This is a genomic window from Variovorax sp. 01N429, assembly GCF_056399425.1.
Map to the genome: position 1 here is coordinate 1 of NZ_JBFTRG010000021.1, position 23,946 is coordinate 23,946.

21 protein-coding genes and 1 riboswitch are annotated in these 23,946 nt (G+C 64.5%); of the genes, 15 read left to right on the forward strand and 6 right to left on the reverse strand.

The window, feature by feature from the left end; translation table 11 throughout:
• Positions 1-239 precede the first annotated feature (239 nt).
• From AC1DSF_RS26265 to AC1DSF_RS26280, 4 genes are read right to left on the reverse strand one after another with little or no spacing between them, the layout of a single operon-like run.
• Positions 240-1,010, reverse strand: coding sequence for a glucose 1-dehydrogenase (locus AC1DSF_RS26265; RefSeq protein WP_478146287.1), 771 nt, complete (start codon positions 1,008-1,010; stop codon positions 240-242).
• A gap of 56 nt (positions 1,011-1,066) precedes the next feature.
• Positions 1,067-1,975 (reverse strand): pseudouridine synthase, encoded by a 909-nt coding sequence (locus tag AC1DSF_RS26270; protein ID WP_478183707.1) that lies wholly within the window; start codon positions 1,973-1,975, stop codon positions 1,067-1,069.
• A gap of 19 nt (positions 1,976-1,994) precedes the next feature.
• Positions 1,995-3,326, reverse strand: a complete 1,332-nt coding sequence (locus AC1DSF_RS26275; protein WP_478183708.1) for a leucine-rich repeat-containing protein kinase family protein — start codon at positions 3,324-3,326, stop codon at positions 1,995-1,997.
• Positions 3,323-4,384, reverse strand: coding sequence for an MBL fold metallo-hydrolase (locus AC1DSF_RS26280; RefSeq protein WP_478183709.1), 1,062 nt, complete (start codon positions 4,382-4,384; stop codon positions 3,323-3,325). The genes AC1DSF_RS26275 and AC1DSF_RS26280 overlap by 4 nt, the downstream gene beginning before the upstream one ends.
• 95 nt (positions 4,385-4,479) lie before the next feature.
• On the opposite strand from AC1DSF_RS26280, the gene AC1DSF_RS26285 reads away from it, so the two are divergent.
• The 12 genes from AC1DSF_RS26285 to AC1DSF_RS26340 all read left to right on the forward strand — a co-directional run bounded on the left by AC1DSF_RS26285 (position 4,480) and on the right by AC1DSF_RS26340 (position 17,919).
• Positions 4,480-4,875 (forward strand): MerR family transcriptional regulator, encoded by a 396-nt coding sequence (locus tag AC1DSF_RS26285; RefSeq protein ID WP_478125871.1) that lies wholly within the window; start codon positions 4,480-4,482, stop codon positions 4,873-4,875.
• A 36-nt stretch (positions 4,876-4,911) separates the two neighbouring features.
• The gene (gene can, locus AC1DSF_RS26290) at positions 4,912-5,613 is read left to right on the forward strand and encodes a carbonate dehydratase (protein ID WP_478125872.1); all 702 of its coding nucleotides are present in this window, start codon (positions 4,912-4,914) and stop codon (positions 5,611-5,613) included.
• Between the two features lie 24 nt (positions 5,614-5,637).
• Entirely contained in the window at positions 5,638-7,452 is a 1,815-nt protein-coding gene (aceK, locus tag AC1DSF_RS26295) for a bifunctional isocitrate dehydrogenase kinase/phosphatase (protein WP_478183710.1), read from the forward strand.
• 45 nt (positions 7,453-7,497) lie between these two features.
• A complete protein-coding gene (locus AC1DSF_RS26300; RefSeq protein ID WP_478146281.1) occupies positions 7,498-8,682 on the forward strand; it encodes an acetyl-CoA C-acyltransferase in 1,185 nt (394 codons plus the stop codon).
• Between the two features lie 83 nt (positions 8,683-8,765).
• Complete coding sequence (locus tag AC1DSF_RS26305) at positions 8,766-10,013, forward strand: glutamate carboxypeptidase (protein WP_478183711.1); 1,248 nt, start codon at positions 8,766-8,768, stop codon at positions 10,011-10,013.
• A gap of 47 nt (positions 10,014-10,060) precedes the next feature.
• Positions 10,061-11,191 (forward strand): acyl-CoA dehydrogenase family protein, encoded by a 1,131-nt coding sequence (locus AC1DSF_RS26310; RefSeq protein ID WP_478125876.1) that lies wholly within the window; start codon positions 10,061-10,063, stop codon positions 11,189-11,191.
• A 52-nt stretch (positions 11,192-11,243) separates the two neighbouring features.
• Positions 11,244-11,675, forward strand: coding sequence for a YchJ family protein (locus AC1DSF_RS26315; protein ID WP_478183712.1), 432 nt, complete (start codon positions 11,244-11,246; stop codon positions 11,673-11,675).
• A gap of 176 nt (positions 11,676-11,851) precedes the next feature.
• Positions 11,852-12,670, forward strand: a complete 819-nt coding sequence (locus AC1DSF_RS26320; protein WP_478183713.1) for a DUF3047 domain-containing protein — start codon at positions 11,852-11,854, stop codon at positions 12,668-12,670.
• Positions 12,671-12,718: 48 nt separating this feature from the next.
• Complete coding sequence (locus tag AC1DSF_RS26325; protein ID WP_478125879.1) at positions 12,719-13,684, forward strand: rhodanese-like domain-containing protein; 966 nt, start codon at positions 12,719-12,721, stop codon at positions 13,682-13,684.
• Positions 13,685-13,711: 27 nt separating this feature from the next.
• A riboswitch (TPP riboswitch) is annotated at positions 13,712-13,817 on the forward strand.
• Between the two features lie 80 nt (positions 13,818-13,897).
• Positions 13,898-15,781: a phosphomethylpyrimidine synthase ThiC gene (gene thiC, locus AC1DSF_RS26330; RefSeq protein ID WP_478125880.1), complete on the forward strand. Its 1,884-nt coding sequence runs from the start codon at positions 13,898-13,900 to the stop codon at positions 15,779-15,781.
• A gap of 54 nt (positions 15,782-15,835) precedes the next feature.
• Positions 15,836-16,528, forward strand: a complete 693-nt coding sequence (locus AC1DSF_RS26335; RefSeq protein WP_478125881.1) for an HAD family hydrolase — start codon at positions 15,836-15,838, stop codon at positions 16,526-16,528.
• Positions 16,529-16,533: 5 nt separating this feature from the next.
• Entirely contained in the window at positions 16,534-17,919 is a 1,386-nt protein-coding gene (locus tag AC1DSF_RS26340) for a patatin-like phospholipase family protein (protein WP_478183714.1), read from the forward strand.
• A 36-nt stretch (positions 17,920-17,955) separates the two neighbouring features.
• On the opposite strand, the gene AC1DSF_RS26345 is transcribed toward AC1DSF_RS26340, so the two are convergent.
• Together AC1DSF_RS26345 and AC1DSF_RS26350 are read right to left on the reverse strand one after the other, a co-directional pair.
• The gene (locus AC1DSF_RS26345) at positions 17,956-18,156 is read right to left on the reverse strand and encodes a hypothetical protein (protein ID WP_478183715.1); all 201 of its coding nucleotides are present in this window, start codon (positions 18,154-18,156) and stop codon (positions 17,956-17,958) included.
• A gap of 119 nt (positions 18,157-18,275) precedes the next feature.
• Positions 18,276-19,310 (reverse strand): AraC family transcriptional regulator, encoded by a 1,035-nt coding sequence (locus tag AC1DSF_RS26350; protein WP_478183716.1) that lies wholly within the window; start codon positions 19,308-19,310, stop codon positions 18,276-18,278.
• A 130-nt stretch (positions 19,311-19,440) separates the two neighbouring features.
• Between AC1DSF_RS26350 and AC1DSF_RS26355 the strand changes: the two genes are divergently transcribed.
• From AC1DSF_RS26355 to AC1DSF_RS26365, 3 genes are read left to right on the forward strand one after another with little or no spacing between them, the layout of a single operon-like run.
• On the forward strand, positions 19,441-20,613 hold the full coding sequence (locus tag AC1DSF_RS26355) for an isovaleryl-CoA dehydrogenase (RefSeq protein WP_478183717.1): 1,173 nt from the start codon (positions 19,441-19,443) through the stop codon (positions 20,611-20,613).
• Between the two features lie 10 nt (positions 20,614-20,623).
• Entirely contained in the window at positions 20,624-22,327 is a 1,704-nt protein-coding gene (locus tag AC1DSF_RS26360; RefSeq protein ID WP_478183718.1) for an AMP-binding protein, read from the forward strand.
• The gene (locus tag AC1DSF_RS26365; protein ID WP_478183719.1) at positions 22,324-23,940 is read left to right on the forward strand and encodes a carboxyl transferase domain-containing protein; all 1,617 of its coding nucleotides are present in this window, start codon (positions 22,324-22,326) and stop codon (positions 23,938-23,940) included. The genes AC1DSF_RS26360 and AC1DSF_RS26365 overlap by 4 nt, the downstream gene beginning before the upstream one ends.
• The last annotated feature ends 6 nt before the right edge of the window (positions 23,941-23,946 follow it).

The window sequence follows — 23,946 nt, forward strand, 5'->3', positions numbered from 1 at the left end:
GGCCCTATCCAACAGAAGGTGGACCCCTTTGCCACCAAAATTCTGTAGCTCACCGAGACCTCGATACTGGATGCGGCGCAAGTCGCGTGCGGCCTCTCGTCACGTCACGTCACGTCTGCACCGTGGTTCTCACACGGCCTCAGTCTTGAGCAGCGTTGGTCAACTTAGTGCTGGGCAGAGGCGTGCCGCCTGCTCGTGCCGCCCCCTCACGATTCGCAGGCGCCCGCGCCAATGCCCTCTCAACGCGCGTGCGTCACCCCACCGTCCACGATCAGGGTCGAACCCACCACATAGTCGCCAGCCCGCGAAGCCAGGTAGATCGCCGCGCCCGCCATGTCTTCCGGTTCGCCGATCCGACCTGCCGGAATCCGCGCCTTGACTTCATCGCCGTGGTCGCGCGCATCCTTGTTCATGTTGGACGCGAACGCGCCCGGCGCGATCGCGCTCACTGCAATGCGGTCCTGCGCCAACCGCAGCGCCATCCGACGAGTGAGCTGGATCAGCCCCGCCTTGCTCGCGGCATACGAATAGGTCTCTTGCGGATTGACCGAAATGCCGTCGATGGATGCAATGTTGATCACCTTCGCGAGATGGTCTGTCGCAGCCTTCTTGAGCATCGGCGTGAGCGCCTGCGTGAGGAAGAACGGCGCTTTCAGGTTGAGGTCGACCACCTTGTCCCAACCGCTTTCGGGGAATTCTTCGTAAGGCGCGCCCCATGCGGCGCCGGCGTTGTTGACCAGAATGTCGAGCGAGCCTTCGTGCTTGGCGTAGGCGTCCACCAAGGCTTGCGCGCCTTCGATGGTGGACACATCGGCCGGTAGCGAAACGCAATGGCCGAAAGCGGAGAGCTCCTTCGCGGTCTGGTCGCAGGCGTCAGCCTTGCGGGCCGAGATGTAGACGCGTGCTCCTTGCGCGAGAAAGCCTTCGGCGATCATTCGGCCGATGCCGCGCGAGCCGCCGGTGATGAGGGCGGTGCGGCCCTCGAGCGAGAAAAGTTGGGTCGTGTCCATGGTGCGTGTCTCCTGAGTTTCGCAAGCAGCTTAGTGCGACACGCGGCCGAGTGGCGTCACATTGGCGCCACCGGCAGTGCGAGCGATCGTCCGCTGACGAAGCGCCGCTCGGTGCCGCTCACCGGGTCGCGGAAGCGAACCTCCTTGGCCAGCAGCTGCAACGGTCGGTCGAAATCGTCACTGCCTTCAGGCAGCAGCATGGGATAGATCGCGTCGTTCAGGATCGGCATCCCGAGCGCTGCGCAATGCACGCGCAGTTGGTGCCTGCGGCCCGTCACGGGCGAGAGGCCGAGATGCGCCCATCCTTCACCAGTCGCCAGCACCTCGATGCGAGTCTCGGCATTGGCCTCCCCCGCGACCTCTCGCATGCGCATGAAATGATCGTCCGGCTCCAGCCGGCTTCGATGCAAGGCTGGCGGCGCGAACTCGGCGGCCGGATGCACGATGGCTTCGTATTGCTTGGTGATCGCCCGGTCGGCGAACAATGCGCTGTAGGCGCCACGTGTCGCGCGTTGCACCGAAAACAGCACGATCCCGGCTGTCTCGCGATCGATGCGGTGAACGGGTGCCAGATCTTCGATGCCCAGCTTGCGCTTCAGCCGCACCAGGAGGCTTTCCTGCACGTACTTGCCGACGGGCGTGACGGGCAGGAAATGGGGCTTGTCGACCGCCAACAGGTGCTCGTCCTGAAAAAGGATGCGCTCTTCGAACGGAACGCGAGGTTCTGCTTCGAGGCTGCGGTAGTAGTAGACGCGCAGCCGCGGCTCGTAGGGCCGGGCCTCGGTGACCGGCACACCGTGCTCGTCGACCACGTCGCCGGCCCGCATGCGCGCGTCCCAGGTCGAGCGCGGGATCGCCGCGAAGCGCTGCACGAGGAAAGCCGCGATGGTCGGCCACTCGCCATCTGGCAGGGCCACACAGCTTGCGCCGACGCCATCTCGCATGGGCAACGGCAAGGCGCGCATAAGTTGCGAGGCTCGTTCGTCAGAGGCCGGCCGCGGCCAGTGCGGCAGCCATTTCGCCGAAGGCTGGCCGCGCCATGACCTCGGCATCCATGCAGCGCGAGCGAAGGTCGGAGAGGAGCGCGAAAGTCGCATGCTCGTCTCGCGTCGTCGGCGTGCAATGCGCCAGCAGCTCTTCAAGCAGGCAGCCGAAGGCGCGCGCCTCGATGCACTGCAACGCGTGGGCTCTCGCGTTGTCGTCAACAGGAAGGAACGATGCGGCACCGAAGTCACCTAGCAAGGCATCGCCTTCGACGTTCGACAGGATGTTGTGGGCATACAGGTCGCCGTGCAGGATGCCGCGCGCATGCAGTTGGGCCGTGACCGAAGCGATGCCGCTGGCCATGCGCAGTGCGATAGGGACAGACCAGCCCGCGCCTTCCGCGTAGACATCGCGGGTGCACGATTCGAAGCTCGGCGGCCCTGCCAGGTTCCCGAAGCCGGCATGCACCAGTTCCAGCACGAGTCCCGGCGTGGCCTCGGGGTGATCCTGGATGCGCCCCAGCACACTGATGAGGTTGGGATGCGTGCCGGCCGCGATGCACGCCGCCATCTCGCTGTGCGGCCATCCATCGCTGGTCACCGCGCCCTTGAAGAGCTTGACCGCGACCGGCCGCGTGCTGCCATCCGGCTGGCGCCATTCGGCCTGATGGATCACGCCGGAAGCGCCTTCGCCCAGCTTCTGCTGAAGCGAGAGCTGCCGCCAATCGATCGATGCAGTCGGCTGCGAGTCGAGCGCCGTCGCCTCAGGTGCTTCATCGAATGGATTGCCCGCGAAGGCCAGCCATGACAGCCTTGGCAGCGAGAGCAGCCAAGCAGGAAGTGCATCGAGCTCATTGGCGGAAATGCGCACCAGCTCCAGTGCGCGACAGGCCGCCATCTCGGGTGGAAGGGCGCGCAAGCGGTTCCCGGCCAGCAACAGCTTCTGCAGCTTGGTGCAGCGGCCGATTTCGGCGGGCAGTGCTTCGATCCGGTTGTCCGTCAGGATCAGCCATCGCAACTCGGGCGGCAGTGCGGCCGCCGGCACCTCGACGATATCGTTGGCCCGAAACGCGACCATGCTGAGTTGCGGGCAACGTCCGATGGCCTCCGGCAGCCTTGTGAACCGATTGCCGGAGCAGAACAGGACGCGCAGCCGGTGCAGCCGATGAAGATCGTCCGGCAACGCGCTCAATGCATTGCCGGAGAGGTCCAGCACCTCCAGCGTGTCGGCAAGGTCGAAGATCTCGCGCGGGAACTCCGAGAGGCCGCCGCCCAGATGCAGGCGCTGCGATCCGGCCAACTCGCCCGCGCGCAGTTGGCTCAAAGTCTTCATGCGAAGGTGCCGAACCGGTACACCCCGTCCTCGCCACGCCGACGCTGCAACTGTCCCGAGAACCACAGCAGATGAAGGTGCGCGATGGTCTCGCCCAACGCGAAGGTCATCTGGTGCAGGTCGAGCGCGCGCTTGAAGAGAATCGGCAAGCCTTCGGCCCCGCTGTGTGGCTTGGCGATGCAGGCTTCGAGCAGTTCGGCCAGGCGGTCGCGGTGGTGTTCCTTGAGTTGCTCGACGCGGCGATGAATGCCGGTGAAAGGCTTGCCGTGCGAAGGCAGACCCAAGGTGTTCTCCGGCAAGGACTTGAAGCGCTCGATGCTGTCCAGGAAGAGCCGCAGCGAATTGGCTTCGGGCTCGCCGGCATGCACGCTCACGTTCGTGGAGATGCGCGGCAGCATCATGTCGCCGCCGATGAGCGCATTGAGTTCCTCGCAATACAAGGCAATGTGCTCGGGCGCGTGGCCATAGCCGCTGATGCAGCGCCAGCCCCGGCCGCCGATCTGGACGACGTCGCCGTCCAGCATGCGCACGAAGCTGTCCGGCACTGCCGGCACCATGTTCGAGTAGTAGTTGCTGCGGGCGCGAATCTTGGCGATCGCTTCCGGATCGGTGAGGCCGTGCGTCGCGAAGAAGTCTGCCGCAGCATCGCCGCCGGCCAGCGTGTCGCCCGTGGAGGTCAGCACCCGTGCGACGTGATAGTCGGTCGAGCTGATCCACAGCGGCGCGTTCCAGCGCTTGCACAGCCAGTCAGCCAGGCCGATGTGGTCCGGGTGCATGTGGGTCACGATCACGCGCAGGATCGGCAGACCCTGCAACTGTGTTTCGAAGATCTGTTCCCACTGCTTGCGCGAGGCTTCGTGGGAGATGCAGCAGTCGACCACTGTCCAGCCTTCGACGCCGTCGATCGTGTCGCGCAGCAGCCAGAGGTTGATGTGATCGAGCGCGAAGGGGAGCGCCATTCGGATCCAGCGCACGCCGGGAGCGACTTCAAGCGCCTCCCCGGGGGCCGGCAATGTGTCGCCGTGGGGGTAATGGAGTTCGCGTTCGAGGAGGTTCATGTACGATTGACGTTAACGTAAACGTCATGGCAAGGAGCCACCATTGTAGGCAGTGCCGCTCCGGCGCGCTTACTCATTGCTTTTGAGCCATTCTCATGCCGTCGCAGACCTTCACCATCAGCGAACTCGCCAAGGAGTTCGATCTCACCACGCGGGCCATCCGCTTCTATGAGGACATGGGCCTGCTCGCGCCGCGGCGAGCTGGTATGCAGCGGATCTATACGGCGCGCGACCGGACCCGCCTGACGCTCACCCTGCGCGCCAAGCGACTCGGTCTGAAGTTGACCGAGGTCAAGGAAATCCTCGACATGTACGACAGTCCGCGCGACACAGCCTTGCAGTTGCAGCGCTTCCTTGGCGTGCTGGGCAGTCATCGCGAACAGCTCGAATCTCAATTGTCGGAACTGCAGGCCAACCTCGCCGAGGTCCGCCAGCAGGAAGAACAGGCACGCGCCGCGCTCGCGCGCGCCGCAAGACAGAAGACGCGCTGAGCGCCAATCTCACCTTCAACTCATCCAAGAACGACCATGGAAAACGCACCCGAAACCCTCGACGATCTGTTCGCCCACAACCGGGCGTGGTCCGCACGCATGGAGCGCGACCGTCCTGGCTTCTTCACCAGCCTGGTGAAGCAGCAGACCCCGCGCTACATGTGGATCGGCTGCTCCGACAGCCGTGTGCCGGCCAACCAGATCACCGGGCTGGAGCCGGGCGAGGTGTTCGTGCACCGCAACGTGGCAAACATCGTGGTGCATTCCGACCTGAACGCGCTGTCGGCGATCCAGTTCGCCGTCGAGCGGCTGAAGGTGCAGCACATCATGGTGGTGGGCCACTATGGTTGTTCGGGCGTGCAGGCCGCCCTCGAAGGCGCGCGCATCGGCATCGCGGACAACTGGATCCGCCACATCCAGGACGTGCGCGACCGGCATCGCGTGATGCTCGACACGTTGCCCGAAGCAGCACGCGCCGACGCGCTGTGCGAGCTGAACGTCGCCGAGCAGGTGGTGAATGTGTCCGTCAGCACGGTGATGGTCGACGCATGGAGCCGCGGGCAGGCCGTGACGATTCATGGCTGGGCCTTCGGCGTGCACGACGGGCTCATCCAGGACCTCGGCATCACCGTCGACGGCAACAAGCCGATCGAGAACCAGTATCGCGCCGCAGTGCAACGCATTCGCTACAAGTGGAGCAAGCCTGGCGAACTGACCCTGTCCGAGTCCGCCAAGTAGTTCGTCAGGCCATCGGTCGAAGCCATGTTTCCACAGCGCCTCGATTCGCCGCTTGCCTACGACGTCGCAAAGGCGATGCGCGACGGCTTCGACCGGCACTACAGGCTGTTTCGTGCCGAGTCGTCGCGTGCCAAGCATCGCTTCGAGACGGCGGACTGGCACGGCCAGCAGCGAGCGCAGCGGGAGCGCATCGAGTTCTATGACCTGCGTGTGAACGAAGCCGTTGCGCGGCTCGAAAAGGAATTCAAGGCCGGCGAGCAGCCGATGGATGTCTGGCACCAGATCAAGCTGCACTTCATCGGGCTGCTGGTCGATCATCACCAGCCCGAGTTGGCGGAGACCTTCTTCAACTCGGTGACGACCAAGATATTGCACCGGGCGTATTTCCAGAACGACTTCATCTTCGTGCGGCCCGCCATCAGCACGGAATACATCGAGCCGCGCGGTGCGCCGACCTATCGCGCCTACTACCCGGCGCAGGAAACGCTCGCCGACACCATTGAATGCATCCTGGACGACTACGCGCTGCAAGGCAGCGGCTACGCCGACATGCGCCGCGATGCGGAGCGCGTGGCGGCGGCGATCCTCGGGCGTTTTCACCAGATCAAGCTGCGCGCCAATTTCCAGGTGCAGGTGCTGTCGGGCCTTTTCTATCGCAACAAGGGCGCGTATCTGGTTGGCAAGATCATCAACGGCTTCACGGAGCTGCCTTTTTCGTTGCCGATCCTGCATGACGGCAAAGGCAAGTTCTATGTCGATGCAGTGCTCTTCGGAGAAGAAGACTTGCAGATGCTCTTCAGCTTTGCGCGCGCGTATTTCATGGTCGACATGGAAGTGCCGTCGGCCTACGTGCAGTTTTTGCGATCGCTCATGCCCAGGAAACCGCGCGCGGAAATCTACAACGCGCTGGGGCTGGCCAAGCAAGGCAAGACGCTCTTCTATCGCGACTTTCTCTCTCACCTGAACTATTCAACGGACAAGTTCCGCATCGCGCCGGGCATCAAGGGCATGGTGATGCTGGTGTTCGATCTGCCGTCCTTTCCGTACGTGTTCAAGTTGATCAAGGACTTCTTTCCACCGCAGAAGGACACCACGCGCGAGCAGATCAAGAGCAAGTACATGCTGGTGAAGCAACATGATCGCGTGGGCCGCATGGCCGACACGCTGGAGTACAGCGACGTGGGTTTTCCGATGGACCGCTTCGAGCCCGAACTCATCGAGGAGATCAGGAACTTCGCGCCCAGCCAGCTCGAGATCGGCGACCGCGACGGGAATGGGGAGATGGAGATCGTGCTCAAGCATGTCTACATCGAGCGCCGCATGATTCCGCTCAACATCTACCTGCAGGAGGCGTTCGACCAGCTCGATCATCCCGACCATGCCAAGCGCGCAGGCAAGCAGCTCGAGCATGCGGTCATCGAATACGGCAATGCGATCAAGGACATGGTGGCCGCCAACATTTTTCCGGGCGACATGCTGTTCAAGAACTTCGGCGTCACGCGCGGCGGAAAGGTCGTGTTCTATGACTACGACGAGATCGAATACCTCACGGACTGCAATTTCCGCAAGGTGCCGGCGCCTCGCAACGAAGAGGAAGAGATGAGCGGCGAGGTCTGGTATGCCGTCGGCCCAAAGGATGTCTTCCCGGAGACCTTCGGCCCCTTCCTGCTCGGCAATCCGGCTGTGCGCGAAGCCTTCATGGCGCATCACGCCAATCTTCTCGACGCGGCTTTCTGGCAGAGCCACAAGCAGCGTATCCAGGCCGGTCACATGCTGGACGTTTTTCCGTATGACGAGGCGCAGCGCTTTCGTCACGACAGCCACAACCCCTATTTCTGACCACTTTCCCTGACCACTTTCCAAGACCACTGAAGGAGCATTTTCATGAGCGAATCGATCGTGATCGTCGGCGCAGCCCGCACCCCCATGGGCGGCTTCCAGGGCGACTTCTCTTCTCTTGCAGCGCATGACCTCGGCGGCGTTGCCATCAAGGCCGCCGTGGAGCGTGCGGGCATCACGGCCGACAGCGTCGGCGAGGTGTTGTTCGGCAACTGCCTCATGGCAGGGCAGGGCCAGGCGCCGGCGCGGCAAGCGGCCTACAAGGGCGGCCTGCCCGACAGCGCGGGCGCGGTGACGCTCAGCAAGATGTGCGGCTCGGCCATGAAGGCGGCGATGCTCGCGCACGACATGCTGCTCGCAGGCACGCATGACGTGATGGTGGCCGGCGGCATGGAAAGCATGACCAACGCGCCCTATCTCATGCTCAAGGGCCGGGGCGGCTACCGCATGGGCCACGACCGCATCTTCGACCACATGATGCTCGACGGACTCGAGGACGCCTATCAGCCGGGCCGTTCGATGGGCACCTTCGGCGAGGATTGCGCGGCCAAGTACAAGTTCACGCGCGAGCAGCAGGACGCCTTTGCCATCGCGAGCGTGGAGCGTGCCAAGGCAGCGACCACGTCGGGTGCATTCAAGGCTGAAATCGCCGCCGTGACCGTCAAGGGCCGCGGGGGCGAAACGGTGATCGACATCGACGAAGGACCCGGCAAGGTCAAGCTCGACAAGATCGCGACGCTCAAGCCGGCTTTCAAGAAGGACGGCGGCACCATCACGGCGGCATCGAGCTCGTCCATCAACGACGGCGCCGCCGCGCTCGTGATGATGACCGAAAGCACCGCGAAGAAGTACGGTGCAAAGCCCATCGCCCGCCTCGTCGCGCACGCCACGCACGCCCAGCAGCCGGAGTGGTTCTCCACCGCACCGGTGGGCGCGGTCGCCAAGCTCTTCAAGAAGACCGGCTGGACGGTGAAGGACGTCGACCTGTGGGAAGTGAATGAAGCATTCGCGGTGGTGCCGATGGCGCTGATGCACGAGCTCTCGGTGTCGCACGACATCGTCAACGTGCACGGCGGCGCTTGCGCCCTGGGCCATCCGATCGGTGCAAGCGGTGCGCGCATCATGGTCACGCTGATCCATGCGCTGCAGCAGCGCGGCAAGAAGCGCGGCGTTGCGACGCTGTGCATCGGCGGTGGCGAAGGCACGGCGGTGGCGATCGAACTGCTCTGATCCGCTCTGAGTTCGCTCTCATCCGCACAAAGGGGCTGCCTAGAATGAAGCCCCGTTTTTGACCTCTTGGAGACTCTGTCCACATGCATCCGGCCTTCCATCGCAGCGCAGTTGCCGCGCTGCTCGCTTCCGCTTTCGTCGCCCCCGCCGTCTGGAGCCAGACGCGCGACCAGGCCTTGTTCGATGCTGCAACCGCTGAAAAGCCAGCGGTCATCAAGACGCTCGAAAACCTGGTCAACATCGAAACGGGCACGGGCGATGCCGAAGGGCTCGCATCGGCCGGCAAGTACCTGGAGGACGAACTGAAGTCGCTGGGTTTCACCGTCACGCGCAGCAAGTCGGCCGGCATCGTCGTCGGAGACAACATCGTCGGCAAGCTCAAAGGCAAGGGCGGCAAGAACCTGCTGCTGATCTCGCACATGGACACGGTCTACCTGAAGGGCATCCTCGCAAAGGCGCCATTCAAGGTCGAAGGCGACAAGGCGTACGGCCCCGGCATCGCTGACGACAAGGGCGGCAACGCGGTCATCGTGCATTCGCTCAAGCTGCTCAAGGCGCGCGGCTTCCAGGACTTCGGCAGCATCACGGTGCTGTTCAATACGGACGAGGAAAAGGGCTCCTTCGGCTCGCGCGACCTGATCCAGGAAGAAGCGGCCAAGGCGGACTACGTGCTGTCCTTCGAGCCCACGGGCGCCGGCAAGGAAGACCTTTCGCTTGGCACCTCCGGCATCGCCTATGTGCAGGTCAACATCACGGGCAAGGCCTCGCACGCCGGTGCCGCACCCGAGCTCGGCGTGAACGCGCTCGTCGAGGCGTCCGATCTCGTCCTGCGCACGATGAGCATCGACGACAAGGCGAAAGGCTTGCGCTTCAACTGGACCATCGCCAAGGCCGGCGCGGTGTCCAACATCATCCCCGCGAGCGCTACGCTCAATGCCGACGTTCGCTACGCGAAGAACGAAGACTTCGACGCCGCCATGAAGACGCTCGAAGAGAAGGCCCAGCAGAAGAAGCTGCCCGATGCCGACGTCAAAGTGCTGATCACGCGCGGCCGGCCGGCCTTCAATGCAGGTGAGGGCGGCCGCAAGCTGGTCGACAAGGCCATCGGCTACTACAAGGAAGCCGGCGGCGAACTCACCATCGTCGAGCGCACCGGCGGCGGAACCGACGCCGCCTACGCCGCGCTGTCGGGCAAGCCCGTCATCGAAAGCCTGGGCCTGCCCGGCTTCGGCTATCACAGCGACAAGGCCGAGTACGTGGACACCAGTGCCATTCCGCGTCGCCTGTACATGGCCAGCAAGCTGATCATGGATCTCGGGCAGGCCAAGTAGACAACGCCCAAGTACGACAAGCACGCCAAGAAAGCAAGGAAGCCGCCATGCTGCTCAATGCCGACCAGGAAGCGATCCGCGATGCCGTTCGCGAATTCGCGCAAGCCGAACTCTGGCCCAACGCGCCGCGCTGGGACCGCGAGCACAGCTTTCCCAAGGAGGCGCACACCGGCCTGGCGGCGCTCGGCGCCTATGGCATCTGCGTGCCTGAAGAAGACGGCGGCGCCGGGCTCGACTACCTGACGCTCGCGCTGGTGCTCGAAGAAATCGCTGCCGGCGACGGCGGAACCAGCACCGCCATCAGCGTGACCAACTGCCCGGTCAACGCCATCCTCATGCGCTACGGTAATGCGCAGCAAAAGAAGAAGTGGCTGCAGCCGCTCGCACAGGGACAGATGCTCGGCGCCTTCTGCCTCACCGAGCCGCAAGCCGGCAGCGATGCATCGTCCTTGCGCACCACGGCGCGCAAGGACGTCGAAGGCTGGGTGATCGATGGCGTGAAGCAGTTCATCACCAGCGGCAAGAACGGCCAGGTCGCGATCGTCATCGCGGTCACCGACAAGGGCGCCGGAAAGCGCGGGATGAGCGCTTTCATCGTGCCGACCGATGCGCCGGGCTACAACGTTGCACGCCTCGAAGACAAGCTCGGCCAGCATTCGAGCGACACCGCGCAGATCAACTTCGACAGTTGCCGCATTCCTTTCGAGAATCTCATCGGCCAGGAAGGCGAGGGCTACAAGATCGCGCTCGGTGCGCTCGAAGGCGGGCGCATCGGCATTGCCGCCCAGAGCGTCGGCATGGCGCGCAGCGCATTCGATGTCGCCGTGGCTTACGCGAAGGAGCGCCAGGCTTTCGGCGGCGCCATCTTCGATCAGCAGGCGGTGGGTTTCAGGCTGGCCGATTGCGCCACGCAGATCGAAGCGGCGCGCCAACTGATCTGGCATGCAGCCAGCCTGCGGGACGCGGGCCGGCCATGCCTCAAGGAAGCCGCCATGGCCAAGCTCTTTGCGAGCGAGATGGCCGAGCGCGTTTGTAGCGCTGCGATCCAGACGCTCGGCGGCTATGGCTACGTCAATGACTTTCCGCTGGAGCGCATCTATCGCGACGTGCGCGTCTGCCAGATCTACGAAGGCACTTCGGACATCCAGAAGCTGCTGATTCAGCGCGCCCTGGCCTAAGGGTTTACGCGAGGGTCTGCACAATACGCGCTGAACCCCTCGCCAATACCCCATGCCTGCTCCCGACCTTGCCCGTATTCCCTGTCCCTGCGGGCGCCGCGACCGGCGGGAACTCCCGCTCGCCTACGCGCAGTGTTGCGGGCGCTATGTCGACGATTTCGACAACACGCCAGCCCCGGATGCCGAATCGCTCATGCGCTCGCGCTACACGGCTTTCGTGCGCGAGCGGGCGGACTATCTGCTTGCGACCTGGCACCCCTCGACGCGGCCGGCGACGATCGGCTTCGAGCCCGGCGTGAGATGGCTCGGGCTCGACGTGCGCTCGCGTTCGGTCCTCGACGCGGACCATGCAGAAGTCGAATTCGTCGCCCGACAGCGCAGCAGTGCCGGCGTCGCATCTCGCCTGCACGAGCGCAGCCGCTTCGTCCGCGAGGAGAGCGGGCCGCTGCACCGGTGGTACTACGTGGACGGCGATCTGCACTGACGGGTCGGCCGTGCCGCGGCGCACGGCGCGATTGTGTGCAGGCGGGAGACAGAGCAGTTCCCAAAATGGGTATTTATCTTGTCGCGCGCCTGGATCACACTCCGTCTTGGTGTGGGCGCGTGGCGCCCATCACCAGCGCCGCCAGCCCCCTCAACCACCAGCCACAGAGGCCAGCCATGGACAACAAAAGATTCCAGTTTGGACACGGGCGGCCTTCGCTGTCCGCGACGGCATTCCCTGTTGTGGCCGCGATCGCCTGCATAGCGGTCCCGGCGGCCCGCGCAGAGGGCGTGTTGACGGCGTTCTCGACTGCGCCAGGTCCGCAAGCGCCCGCACCATGGCGCTTCACGACCTTGCCGAACAAGGCGCCGACCAAGTTCGAGATCACCCAGCTCGACGGCCAGAAGGTGCTCAAGGTCGACGCCGACAAGTCCTACGGCAATCTGGTTCATGCCACGCGCGTTCAGCTCAACGACCAGGCCACGCTGGCCTGGCGCTGGAAGGTCGAGGAATTCGTGGAAGGCGCCGATCTGCGCACCAAGGGCGGCGACGATGGCGCGGCCAAGGTCTGCGTGTTCTTCGACTTCCCGTCAGACCGGCTGTCCGTGGGTGAGCGAACCAAGCTCGCCTTGGCAAAAGGCTCGACCGGCGAAACGGTACCCACCGAAACCCTCTGCTACGTCTGGGACGTCAAGGAAAGCAAGGGCAGCGAGTTCGACAATGCCTTCACCAAGCGCATCCGCATGGACGTCATCGAATCGGGCGCGACCGACAAGGCCGGCGGCTGGCTCAGCGAGCGCCGGAACCTGGTGGCCGACTACAAGCGAGCCTTCGGCGCCGAGGCTGGCGATACGCTGCCCGATGTGGTGGGCGTGGCGATCCAGGCGGACGCGGACAACACCAAGTCTCGAGGGATCTCGTATTTCTCGGACATCGATCTGCGCGGTGTCACTGCTTCCGCACCCGCGTCCGGCGCGGCGAAACCTGCGCAATAGCGGCCTCGAAACCATCGAAACCGCCCCCATATCGCACATATCGCCGTCATGAACGAATTCGTCTCGCTCCTCGCCAGCCAAGGCCCCGCCGTGGTGTTCGTCGCCACCCTGGCGACGCGTCTGGGCGCGCCGGTGCCGGCGGTGCCTTTCCTGATCGTTGCCGGCGGACTGACTTTTGGCGGACAGGTTTCTTTCCTCGCGGTGACGCTGGCCGCCGTGCTCGGCAACATCCTCGGCGACGGCGTCTGGTTCATTGCCGGACGCCGCTGGGGGTACCGGGTCATGCGGCTGCTCTGCCGCATTTCGCTGTCGCCCGATTCCTGCGTCAAGCACAGCGAATCCATCCTCGGGCGCTGGGGCGGCTTGTCGCTGATTGCCGCGAAGTTCGTGCCGGGGGTGTCGGTGGTTGCGCCGCCCATGGCAGGCGCGCTCGGAATGTCGAATCTCCGGTTTCTATCTTATGAAACGGTGGCCGCGTTGATCTGGACGCTGGGCTTCCTCCTGATCGGACGCGTGTTCCACGCCGCCATCACGGATGTCCTTTCGGTGCTCTCCAGCATCGGGATGGTCGCGACGGTGATCTGCCTCGTGCTGCTTGGTGCATTCGTGCTTTGGCGCTATCGGCAGCGCCGCATGGCCCTTCGATCTCTCGACATCGAGCGCATCGAAGCCGCTGCCCTTCGCGCCGCGATGGCGGCCGGCGCCGGGCTGACGCTGATCGACGTGCGCTCGGACGAAGCGCGGGCGCTCGACGGTCGTGCGATCCCGGGCGCCCTCGGCATTGCGCTCAAGCAGCTGCCCAAGCGTCTCGAAGCCTTCTCGGACGGCCGCGAACTCGTCGTCTTCTGCGATTGCCCCGATGACGGCTCCGCCATTGCGGCGGCGCGGGTACTTCGCAATGCCGGAGTGACCCGCGTGCGCGTCCTGGCAGGCGGTCTGGACGCCTGGGTGGCGCAGTCCGGCGAGACATCGCCTGCCGTCGATTCGTCCATCGTCGCGGCCAATCCCGCTTGATCCCTTTCGCGGGACGGGCCTAGAATCGGTCCCGCTCCGGGGTGCACGCAGATGTGTGCTGAGATGGCCAAGCGGCCGAACCCGCGAACTTGATCTGGTTCATACCAGCGTAAGAAGAGCTGCGACTCCCCGGCATCCCGTCCGTCCCTTGCGACCGATGCCGTCCGGAGCGATCGCGGAGCACCCGTTGTCCCCCAACCAGGAGTGCCCCGCATGAATGCCGTCGACAAGTTCGCCTCCCTCCTCACGCTGACGCGCGAGCCCTTTCCCGCTTCGAGCAAGAGCGCCATATCGGGCAGCAGAGCCGATTTGCGCGTGCCTGTGCGCGAAGTCCTGCTCACCAACGGCGAACGCGTATCGCTCTACGACACCTCCGGCCCCTACACCGATCCGGCGGCCGACATCGACGTGCGGCGCGGCCTTCCGGGCGTGCGCGGCGCATGGATCGCCGAACGCGGCGACACCGAAAGCTACGAAGGCCGCCTGCACCTTGCGCTCGACGATGGCGCCACCAACGTCGACCGCGACTCCCAGCGCATCGCCGACCTGCGTGCCGCTGCCGCTGCCTTGCAGCGCACGCCACGGCGCGCCAAAGCCGGCGGCAACGTCACGCAGATGCACTACGCACGCCGCGGCATCGTCACGCCGGAGATGGAATACGTCGCCCTTCGCGAGAACGGCCGCCGCGAATGGATGGCCGAATACCTGGCCGACGCCGCGCGCGAAAAGCGCCTGGCCGGCAACCCCATGGGCGCGAGCATCCCGAAGATCATCACGCCGGAGTTCGTGCGCGACGAAGTCGCGAGGGGCCGCGCCATCATCCCGGCCAACATCAACCACCCCGAAGTCGAGCCGATGGCCATCGGCCGCAACTTCAAGGTCAAGATCAACGCCAACATCGGCAATTCGGCCGTGACGAGCAGCATCGAAGAAGAGGTCGAGAAGCTCGTGTGGGCGATCCGCTGGGGCGCGGACAACGTGATGGACCTTTCCACCGGCCGGAACATCCACACCACGCGCGACTGGATCGTGCGCAACAGCCCGGTGCCGATCGGCACGGTGCCCATCTACCAGGCGCTCGAAAAGGTTGGCGGCGTGGCCGAAGACCTGACCTGGGAGATCTACCGCGACACGCTGATCGAGCAGGCCGAGCAGGGCGTCGACTACTTCACCATCCACGCCGGGCTGCGCCTGCCCTTCATTCATCTCACGGCGGATCGGCGCACCGGCATCGTTTCGCGCGGCGGGTCGATCATGGCCAAATGGTGCATCTCGCATCACAAGGAAAGCTTTCTCTACACGCACTTCGAAGACATCTGCGACATCATGAAGGCCTACGACGTGAGCTTCTCGCTCGGAGACGGTCTGCGTCCTGGCTGCGCTTCGGACGCGAACGACGAAGCCCAGTTCGCCGAACTGCGCACGCTCGGCGAGCTCACGCAGATTGCATGGAAGCACGACGTGCAGACCATGATCGAAGGCCCGGGCCACGTGCCGATGCATCTCATCCAGGCCAACATGGACGAGCAACTCAAGCACTGCCATGAGGCGCCGTTCTACACGCTCGGGCCACTGACCATCGACATCGCGCCGGGCTACGACCACATCGCCAGCGCGATCGGCGCCGCCATGATCGGCTGGGCCGGCACCGCGATGCTTTGCTATGTCACGCCGAAGGAGCATCTGGGCCTGCCCGATCGCGACGACGTGAAGCAGGGAATCATCGCGTACAAGATTGCTGCGCATGCGGCCGACGTCGCCAAGGGCCATCCTGGAGCGCGAGCGCGCGACGATGCGCTTTCCAAGGCCCGCTTCGAATTCCGCTGGCAGGACCAGTTCAACCTCGGCCTCGACCCCGATACCGCGCGCGAATTCCATGACGAGACGCTGCCCAAGGACAGCAGCAAGGTCGCGCACTTCTGCTCCATGTGCGGCCCCAAGTTCTGCTCGATGAAGATCACTCAGGAAGTGCGCGAGTACGCGGCGCAGAAGGGCGTCGACGAGGTCCGGGCCATGGAGGACGGCATGGCGGACAAGTCGGCCGAGTTCAAGGCGGCGGGCGGCGAGATGTACATCCCGATCCGCAAGACGCAGTGAAATGACAAGGGCGGGCCCGCGGCCCGGGTCCGCAAAATGATTACGATGGCCGCCATGAAAGCCATCCCCTTCGATGCCGTCCTGTTCGACTGCGACGGCGTCCTCGTCGATTCCGAGCCCATCACCAACCGCGTCCTCGCCGAAATGCTCGGCGAACTCGGCTGGGAGTTGACGGTCGACGAATCCATGCGGATCTTCACGGGCAAGGCGGTCAAGGACGAAACCGCGCTGATCGAGGCACGCACCGGCTTTGCGATCACGCCCGAATGGCTTCATCGCTTTCGCCTGCGCCGCAACGAAGCGCTGGAACGCGACCTCGTCGCCATTCCGGGCGCGGCACTGGCGGCGCGTGCATTGCATGCCGCCCTGGACGGCCGCATCGCCTGCGCGTCGGGCGCCGACCGGTTCAAGGTCGAACTGCAGCTCGAGAAGATCGGCATCCTCGACTGCTTCGAAGGCCGCATCTTCAGCGGCCATGAACAGCCGCGCTCGAAACCTGCGCCCGACGTGTACCTGGCTGCTTCGGCCGCTCTGGGCGTCGATCCGGCGCGCTGCGCGGTGGTGGAAGACACCATCACCGGCGCCAGGGCGGGTGTGGCCGCCGGGGCGACGGTCTTCGGCTACAGCCCGAGCGATCTTGGCCACAGCAGCCCTGATGCGCTGCGCGCCGTCGGAGTCGCGCATGTGTTCACCGACATGGCGCAGTTGCCGTCGCTGCTTGCCGATTGGCGAGCGGTTGCGGCCTGAGTCGCATGCAGGGTCTGCGCGCAGCCTGCGGTCTTTTGATCGCCGCCTGCGTCGCGGGTTGTTCGTCGCTGCGCCCATGGCTCAACGAGCCGCTGCCCGAGAATCCGCCGGCCAGCGGCCTGGTCGCCGGCGCAACGGGCCGCGACCCGAGCATTCTGGTGGCCGTCACCCTGTCCGGCGGCGGCGCGCGTGCCGCCGCTTTCGGCTACGGCGTGCTCGAAGAGCTCCACAACACCACATTCAAATGGAGCGGCCACGACACTGACTTGCTCGACGCGACCGACGTCATCAGCGGCGTGTCCGGCGGCAGCATCCTAGCTGCCTACTACGCAGCCTTCGGCGCCGAAAGGTTGCCTGATTTCGAGCGCGATTTCCTGCGGCAGAACTTCCAGAACAGCCTGATATGGCAGGCGCTTCGGCCCGGCAGCCTGTACGACCTCACCTCGCCTTGGTACGGCCGCACGCATCTGCTGGCGCGGCGGCTCGATGAGATCTACCAAGGCAAGACCTACGCCGACGTGGAGCGCAATCCACGCCATCCACAGCTCGTGATCGCCGCGACCGACATGTCGCTGGGGACACCGTTCGAGTTCACCGCGGACCAGTTCGAGCTGATCTGTTCCGATCTGCAGAGCGTTCCGCTGTCGTTCGCGGTCGCGGCATCGTCGGCCGTGCCGATCCTGCTGAGCCCGCTGACGCTGAAGAACTACGCGCTGGAGTGCCGGGAACGAGGCATCGTGCCGCGGCTCGCCGCACGCGTCGGCGGCAACTATCGCGCCCGCATGTTCCGCATGCAGGCGAACAGCTATCTCGATGGGGAAGCGCGTCCTTTCATTCACCTCGTGGACGGCGGCGTCGCCGACAACCTCGCCGTGCGCAGGCTGCTCGACCGCGCGCTGGTGGGAGGCGGATTGCGCCGGAGTTTCGAGGAAGTCGGCATTCCGCCCGGCACGGTGCGCAAGCTGGTGGTCATCAGCGTCAACTCGGCGCGCGATCCGGCCAACAACATCGATCGCAGCGACAAGCTGCCGGGGATCAGGGCCGTGGCCGACACGCTCCTCTTCGGTGCTGGCGCGCGAGCGACCCTGGAGACGCAGGAATTCCTGCTCGACACCACGCGGCAGTGGCGCGAAGACCTGAAAGTCCGAAGTGCCGATGGCAAGGATGCGTTCGCGCCAGATGCCGAGATCCACGTGGTGCAGGTGAATCTTCGGGACGCAGCCGATGGTGAACTGCGTTTGCGGCTGCTTCAGATCCCGACGGCGTTCTCGATCGGCGACGAGGAAGTCACACGGCTGATCGCAGCAGGCCGCAGTGCGTTGCGGCGATCGCCGGATTTCCAGGCGCTCAGGCAGTCGCTGGGCGCGTCAAAGGCGATTGAAGGCGATTGAAGGCGAATGAAGGCGAATGAAGGCGAATGAAGGTGCTCAGCGCTTGCCCGGCGCTGCAGCATTCGCCATGGCGATCAGCGATTGGGTCATGGCTTGGGCGCGGCCGGCCCACATCTGATTGACCAGCTTTTCAGCGTTTTCCGTCACGAAGGCGCCGTTGCGCGTGCGTCCGGACGTGACGATGAAGTCCATGAGGTCGGCAAAGTCTTCGCTGTCGGTGTCGGGAAAGTTCTGCATGACGGCGATCGTAGGGGCACCATCGAGGGCCTTCTGGCGTAGCCAAAGGCGTGGATGGCTGGGGTGAGCATTTAGTCACAAATCCAACGGCGGTTACAGCTTTCGTTGGGCTGACGTCCTTAGCCGCTCGGCAGGTCGCGACGCCTGAAGGCGCCGGGCGTGGCGCCGGACCATGCCCGGAAGGCACGCGAAAAGCTCTTTTCGTTGCGGAACCCCACGGCCAGCGCGATCTGCTTGATGGGCCGGTCGGTGCGGCGCAGTTGCTCCGCAGCCAATTCGTGGCGAACCTCATCCTTCAGCGTCTGCAGCGAAACGCCTTCTTCCAGCAATTGACGGTGCAAGGTACGACTGGACACGTTCAGCAGCGCGGCGATGGCATCGGCCGTTGCGGCTTCGCTACCGCGCTGTCGCAAGAGTTCGCGCACGCGCTGCCCGAGCAGCCGATCTCGGCGGTATTGCAGCACCGTCAGCGGAAGGGCGCGCTTCAGCATCGTCCGGAGCGCCCGCTCGTCGCGCTGCAATGGCAGCTCCAGGTAGCGGGCGTCGAAGCTGTAGCTCGTCCGGTCGGCACCGAAGCGCAATTCGCCGCCGAACATCAACGGGTAGGCGTCGCAGTGCGGCGGTGCCTCGAAAGAAAACGACGCGGCGCTCAGCGAGACGCGGGAGTCGATGGCCCAGCAGGCGTAGCCATGCAAGAAGCGCAGGCTCGATACAAGGCAGAACTCCCGGAACACACCCAGTGCGCGATGTTCGGTGATCGATACGGTTGCCGTGCCGCCAGTCACCGTCAGATCTAGCGTGATGTCCTCGGTCAACAGGCGATGGTGGCGGCACCAGCGCTTGATTGCCACGCCCAGATCCGGAGATCCGATCGAGGCGCGGCACAGCATCCCGTAGGTGCCCCAAGGCAGCTTGCGCGAGAACCAGCCGAGCGCCTCGTCGTCCAGCTCTTGCATCGCGTGCCCCGAGAGCACCTCGAACTGCGCTGCCGTCACTTTTGCCTGCGGATTTCGCACCTCTTGCGGCGCAATCCGTGCCTCTGCCAAGGCGCCTGCAGGGTCCATCCCATAGCGCTCGTACCCTAGTGCAATCGCTCTCACAAAGGCCATCGGCGTGGCTGCTCGGCCGGCGCTGCGAAAGGGGGATGAGGACATGGCGGCGGCTGAAGATGGTGGCGTGATTTGCAACCATTGTGGCGCCAATTGCAACGGCACACGGCGTAAGCTGCGGTCTTTCCGCGCACGAAAGTCCCCGCGCGGCCGATGCTTTTGAGGAGACAACCCCATGCACGATCCCGGCCTGAACTTCGACCTGGGTGACACCATCGATTCCCTTCGCGACGCCATCCAGCACTTTTGCGCCGAGGAAATCGCGCCGCGCGCCGCGGACATCGACCGCGACAACCTGTTCCCGCACGATCTCTGGAAAAAGCTCGGCGACCTCGGCCTTCACGGCATGACGGTCAAGGAGCAATACGGCGGCACCGAGCTCGGCTACCTCGCGCACATCGTCGCCATGGAAGAAGTCTCGCGCGCTTCGGCGTCGGTGGGCTTGTCGTACGGCGCGCATTCCAACCTGTGCGTCAACCAGATCCATCGCAACGGCACCGATGCGCAAAAGAAGAAGTACCTGCCCAAGCTGGTGAGCGGCGAGCACGTCGGCGCACTGGCGATGAGCGAGCCCAACGCCGGCTCCGACGTCGTCAGCATGAAGCTGCGGGCCGAAAAAAAGGGCGCCCGCTATGTGCTCAACGGCGGCAAGATGTGGATCACCAACGGCGGCGACGCCGACACGCTGGTCATCTACGCCAAGACCGAGCCGGAGATGGGCGCCCGCGGAATGACCGCCTTCATCGTCGAAAAGGGCTTCAAGGGCTTCTCGGCAGGCACCAAGCTCGACAAGCTCGGCATGCGCGGCTCCAACACCTTTCCGCTCTTCTTCGACAACTGCGAAGTGCCTGAGGAAAACGTGCTCGGCGGCGAGGGCCAGGGTGCCAAGGTGCTGATGAGTGGACTGGACTACGAGCGTGCCGTGCTCTCCGGCGGACCCTTGGGCATCATGGCGGCGTGCATGGATGCCGTGCTGCCCTTCGTCCACGAGCGCAAGCAATTCGGCCAGAGCATCGGCGAATTCCAGCTGATGCAGGGCAAGCTGGCGGACATGTACTCGACCTGGCAGGCCACGCGCGCCTACGTCTATGCCGTCGGCAAGGCTTGCGACCGCAACGACCATGCGCGCACCTTCCGCAAGGATGCGGCCGGCGCCATCCTCTACTCGGCCGAAAAGGCGACCTGGATGGCCGGCGAGGCGATCCAGGCGCTCGGCGGCGTCGGCTATACCAAGGACTTTCCGGTCGAGCGTTTGTGGCGCGATGCCAAGCTCTACGAGATCGGCGCGGGCACGTCCGAAATCCGCCGCATGCTGATCGGCCGCGAGTTGTTTTCCGAAACAGCCTGAAGGAGCCACCATGACCCTGACGCCCAGCCTGGCGCAAGGCGCCACCGACGTCCCGCTGATCGAGCAGACCATCGGCGACTTCTTCGACGACATGGCCGCGCGGCAAGGCGACCGCGAAGCGCTGGTCAGCGTGCATGAGAAGAAGCGCTACAGCTACCTCGAACTCCAGCGCGAATCCAACCGGCTCGCGAGCGCGCTGCTGAAGCTGGGGCTGGTTCCGGGCGATCGCGTCGGCATCTGGTCGCACAACAACGCGCCCTGGGTGCTGATGCAGCTCGCCACGGCGAAGGTCGGCATCATCCTGGTCAACATCAATCCGGCCTATCGCACCTCGGAGCTTGAATACGCGCTCAACAAGGTGGGGTGCAAGGCGCTGGTCACGATGAAGAGTTTCAAGACCAGCGACTACGTCGGCATGCTGCGCGAACTGGCGCCTGAACTCGCGAGCGCAACGCCTGGCGCCTTGAGCGCCGCGCGCTTGCCGCATTTGCGCGCTGTGGCGTGGATCGATACCGATGCTGACAGCGGCGAGCTTCCGGGGCTGATGCGCTTCTCGAGCCTGCTGGCCAGCGGATCGGCCGACGACCCGCAGGTGACAGCCGCGGCCAAGCCATTGAAGGCGACGGACCCCATCAACATCCAGTTCACCAGCGGCACCACAGGCTTTCCCAAGGGCGCGACGCTGACGCACCGCAATATTCTCAACAATGGTTTCTTCATCGGCGAATGCATGAAGCTTTCGCCGGCGGACAGGTTGTGCATTCCGGTGCCGCTGTATCACTGCTTTGGCATGGTGCTGGGCAATCTGGCGTGCATCACGCACGGATCGACCATCGTCTATCCCAATGACGGCTTCGATCCGCTGACGGTGATGCAGACGGTGCAAGCCGAAAAGTGCACCGGCGTTCATGGCGTGCCCACGATGTTCATCGCGGAGCTGGACCACCCGCGCTTCAAGGAGTTCGACTTCTCGACCTTGCGCACCGGCATCATGGCCGGCTCGCCTTGCCCGACCGAGGTCATGAAGCGCGTCGTCGAACAGATGCATCTGAGCGAAATCACCATCGCCTATGGCATGACCGAAACAAGCCCGGTGAGCTGCCAGAGCTCGACCGACACGCCGCTCGAAAAGCGCGTGTCGACCGTCGGCACGGTGCAGCCGCATCTCGAAATCAAGATCATCGACCCCACCACGGGCGAGATCGTCGAGCGCGGCCAGTCCGGCGAGTTCTGCACGCGCGGCTACTCGGTCATGCACGGCTACTGGGAAGACGAAGAGAAGACGCGTGAAGCCATCGATTCCGAAGGCTGGATGCACACCGGCGACCTCGCCACGATGGATGCCGAGGGCTACGTCAACATCGTCGGCCGCATCAAGGACCTCGTGATTCGCGGCGGCGAAAACATCTATCCGCGCGAGATCGAGGAATTCCTCTATCGCCATCCGAAGGTGCAGGACGTTCAGGTGGTGGGCCTGCCCGACAAGAAATACGGCGAAGAACTCTGCGCCTGGGTGATTGCCAAGCCGGGACAGACAGTGAACGCCGATGAGATCCGCGACTTCTGCAAGGGCCAGATCGCGCACTACAAGGTGCCGAAGTACATCGAGTTCGTCACCGAATTCCCGATGACGGTCACCGGCAAGATTCAGAAATTCAAGATTCGCGAAGCGATGAAGGGCCGCCTGGGGCTCGATGAGGACAAGACTGCATGAAACTGGATTCGAAACTCAACGCGCGCTCGGCCGAATTCCAGGCCAATGCGACGGCCATGCGCGCGCTGGTCGATGACCTGCGCGATCAGTTCGCCAAGGTCGAAGCCGGCGGCGGCGAGGCCGCACGAAGCAAGCACACGGCACGCGGCAAGTTGCTGCCGCGCGACCGCGTCGCACAGCTGCTCGATCCGGGCACGCCCTTTCTCGAAGTGGCACCGCTCGCCGCGCATGCCATGTATCACGGCGCGGCGCCGGGTGCGGGTCTCATCGCGGGCATCGGCCGCGTCAGTGGCGTCGACTGCATGATCGTGTGCAACGACGCGACGGTGAAGGGCGGGACCTACTACCCGATGACGGTCAAGAAGCATCTGCGCGCGCAAGAGATCGCCGAGCAGAATCGCCTGCCTTGCATCTACCTGGTCGACTCCGGCGGCGCCAACCTGCCGAACCAGGATGAGGTCTTTCCCGATCGCGATCACTTCGGGCGCATCTTCTACAACCAGGCGAACATGAGCGCTCAGGGCATCGCGCAGATCGCGGTGGTGATGGGCTCATGCACGGCCGGTGGTGCTTACGTTCCTGCAATGAGCGATGAAAGCATCATCGTCAAGAACCAGGGCACCATCTTCCTGGGCGGCCCGCCGCTCGTGAAGGCGGCGACCGGCGAGGTGGTCACCGCGGAAGACCTCGGCGGTGGCGATGTGCACACGCGGCTCTCGGGCGTGGCCGACCATCTGGCGCAAAACGATCTGCACGCGTTGGCGCTCGCGCGCACGGCGGTCGCCAACCTCAATGCACGCGCTCGCGCGAACGACACGAACGCTGCTGCGGTCGCAACGCCGCGCCCACCCGCCTTCGTAGCCGAAGAGCTCTACGGCGTGATTCCGGTGGACACCCGCAAGCCCTTCGACGTGCGCGAGATCATCGCGCGCATCGTCGACGGCAGCGAATTCCACGAGTTCAAATCGCGCTTCGGCAGCACGCTGGTCTGCGGCTTCGCGGAGATCGAAGGCATGCCGGTGGGCATCGTCGCGAACAACGGCATCCTCTTTTCCGAATCGGCGCAGAAGGGCGCGCACTTCATCGAGCTGTGCTGTCAGCGCAAGATCCCGCTGGTGTTCCTCCAGAACATCACCGGCTTCATGGTGGGCCGCAAGTACGAGAACGAAGGTATCGCGCGCCATGGCGCCAAGATGGTGACTGCGGTAGCCACCGCCAGCGTGCCGAAGTTCACCATCATCATCGGAGGCAGCTTCGGCGCAGGCAACTACGGCATGTGCGGCCGCGCCTACTCGCCACGCTTTCTCTGGATGTGGCCCAACGCGCGCATCAGCGTGATGGGCGGCGAGCAGGCTGCCAGCGTGCTCGCCACCGTCAAGCGCGACGGCATCGAGGCCAAGGGCGGGCAGTGGAGCGCGGACGAAGAAGAGGCGTTCAAGGCGCCGATCCGCAGCCAGTACGAAGCCCAGGGGCACCCGTATTACGCGACGGCGCGCTTGTGGGACGACGGCATCATCGACCCGGCCGATACGCGCCGCGTGCTGGCGCTGGGTCTTGCGGCGGCGCGCAATGCGCCAATCCCAGAGCCGAAGTTCGGCGTCTTCCGCATGTGAGGAGAG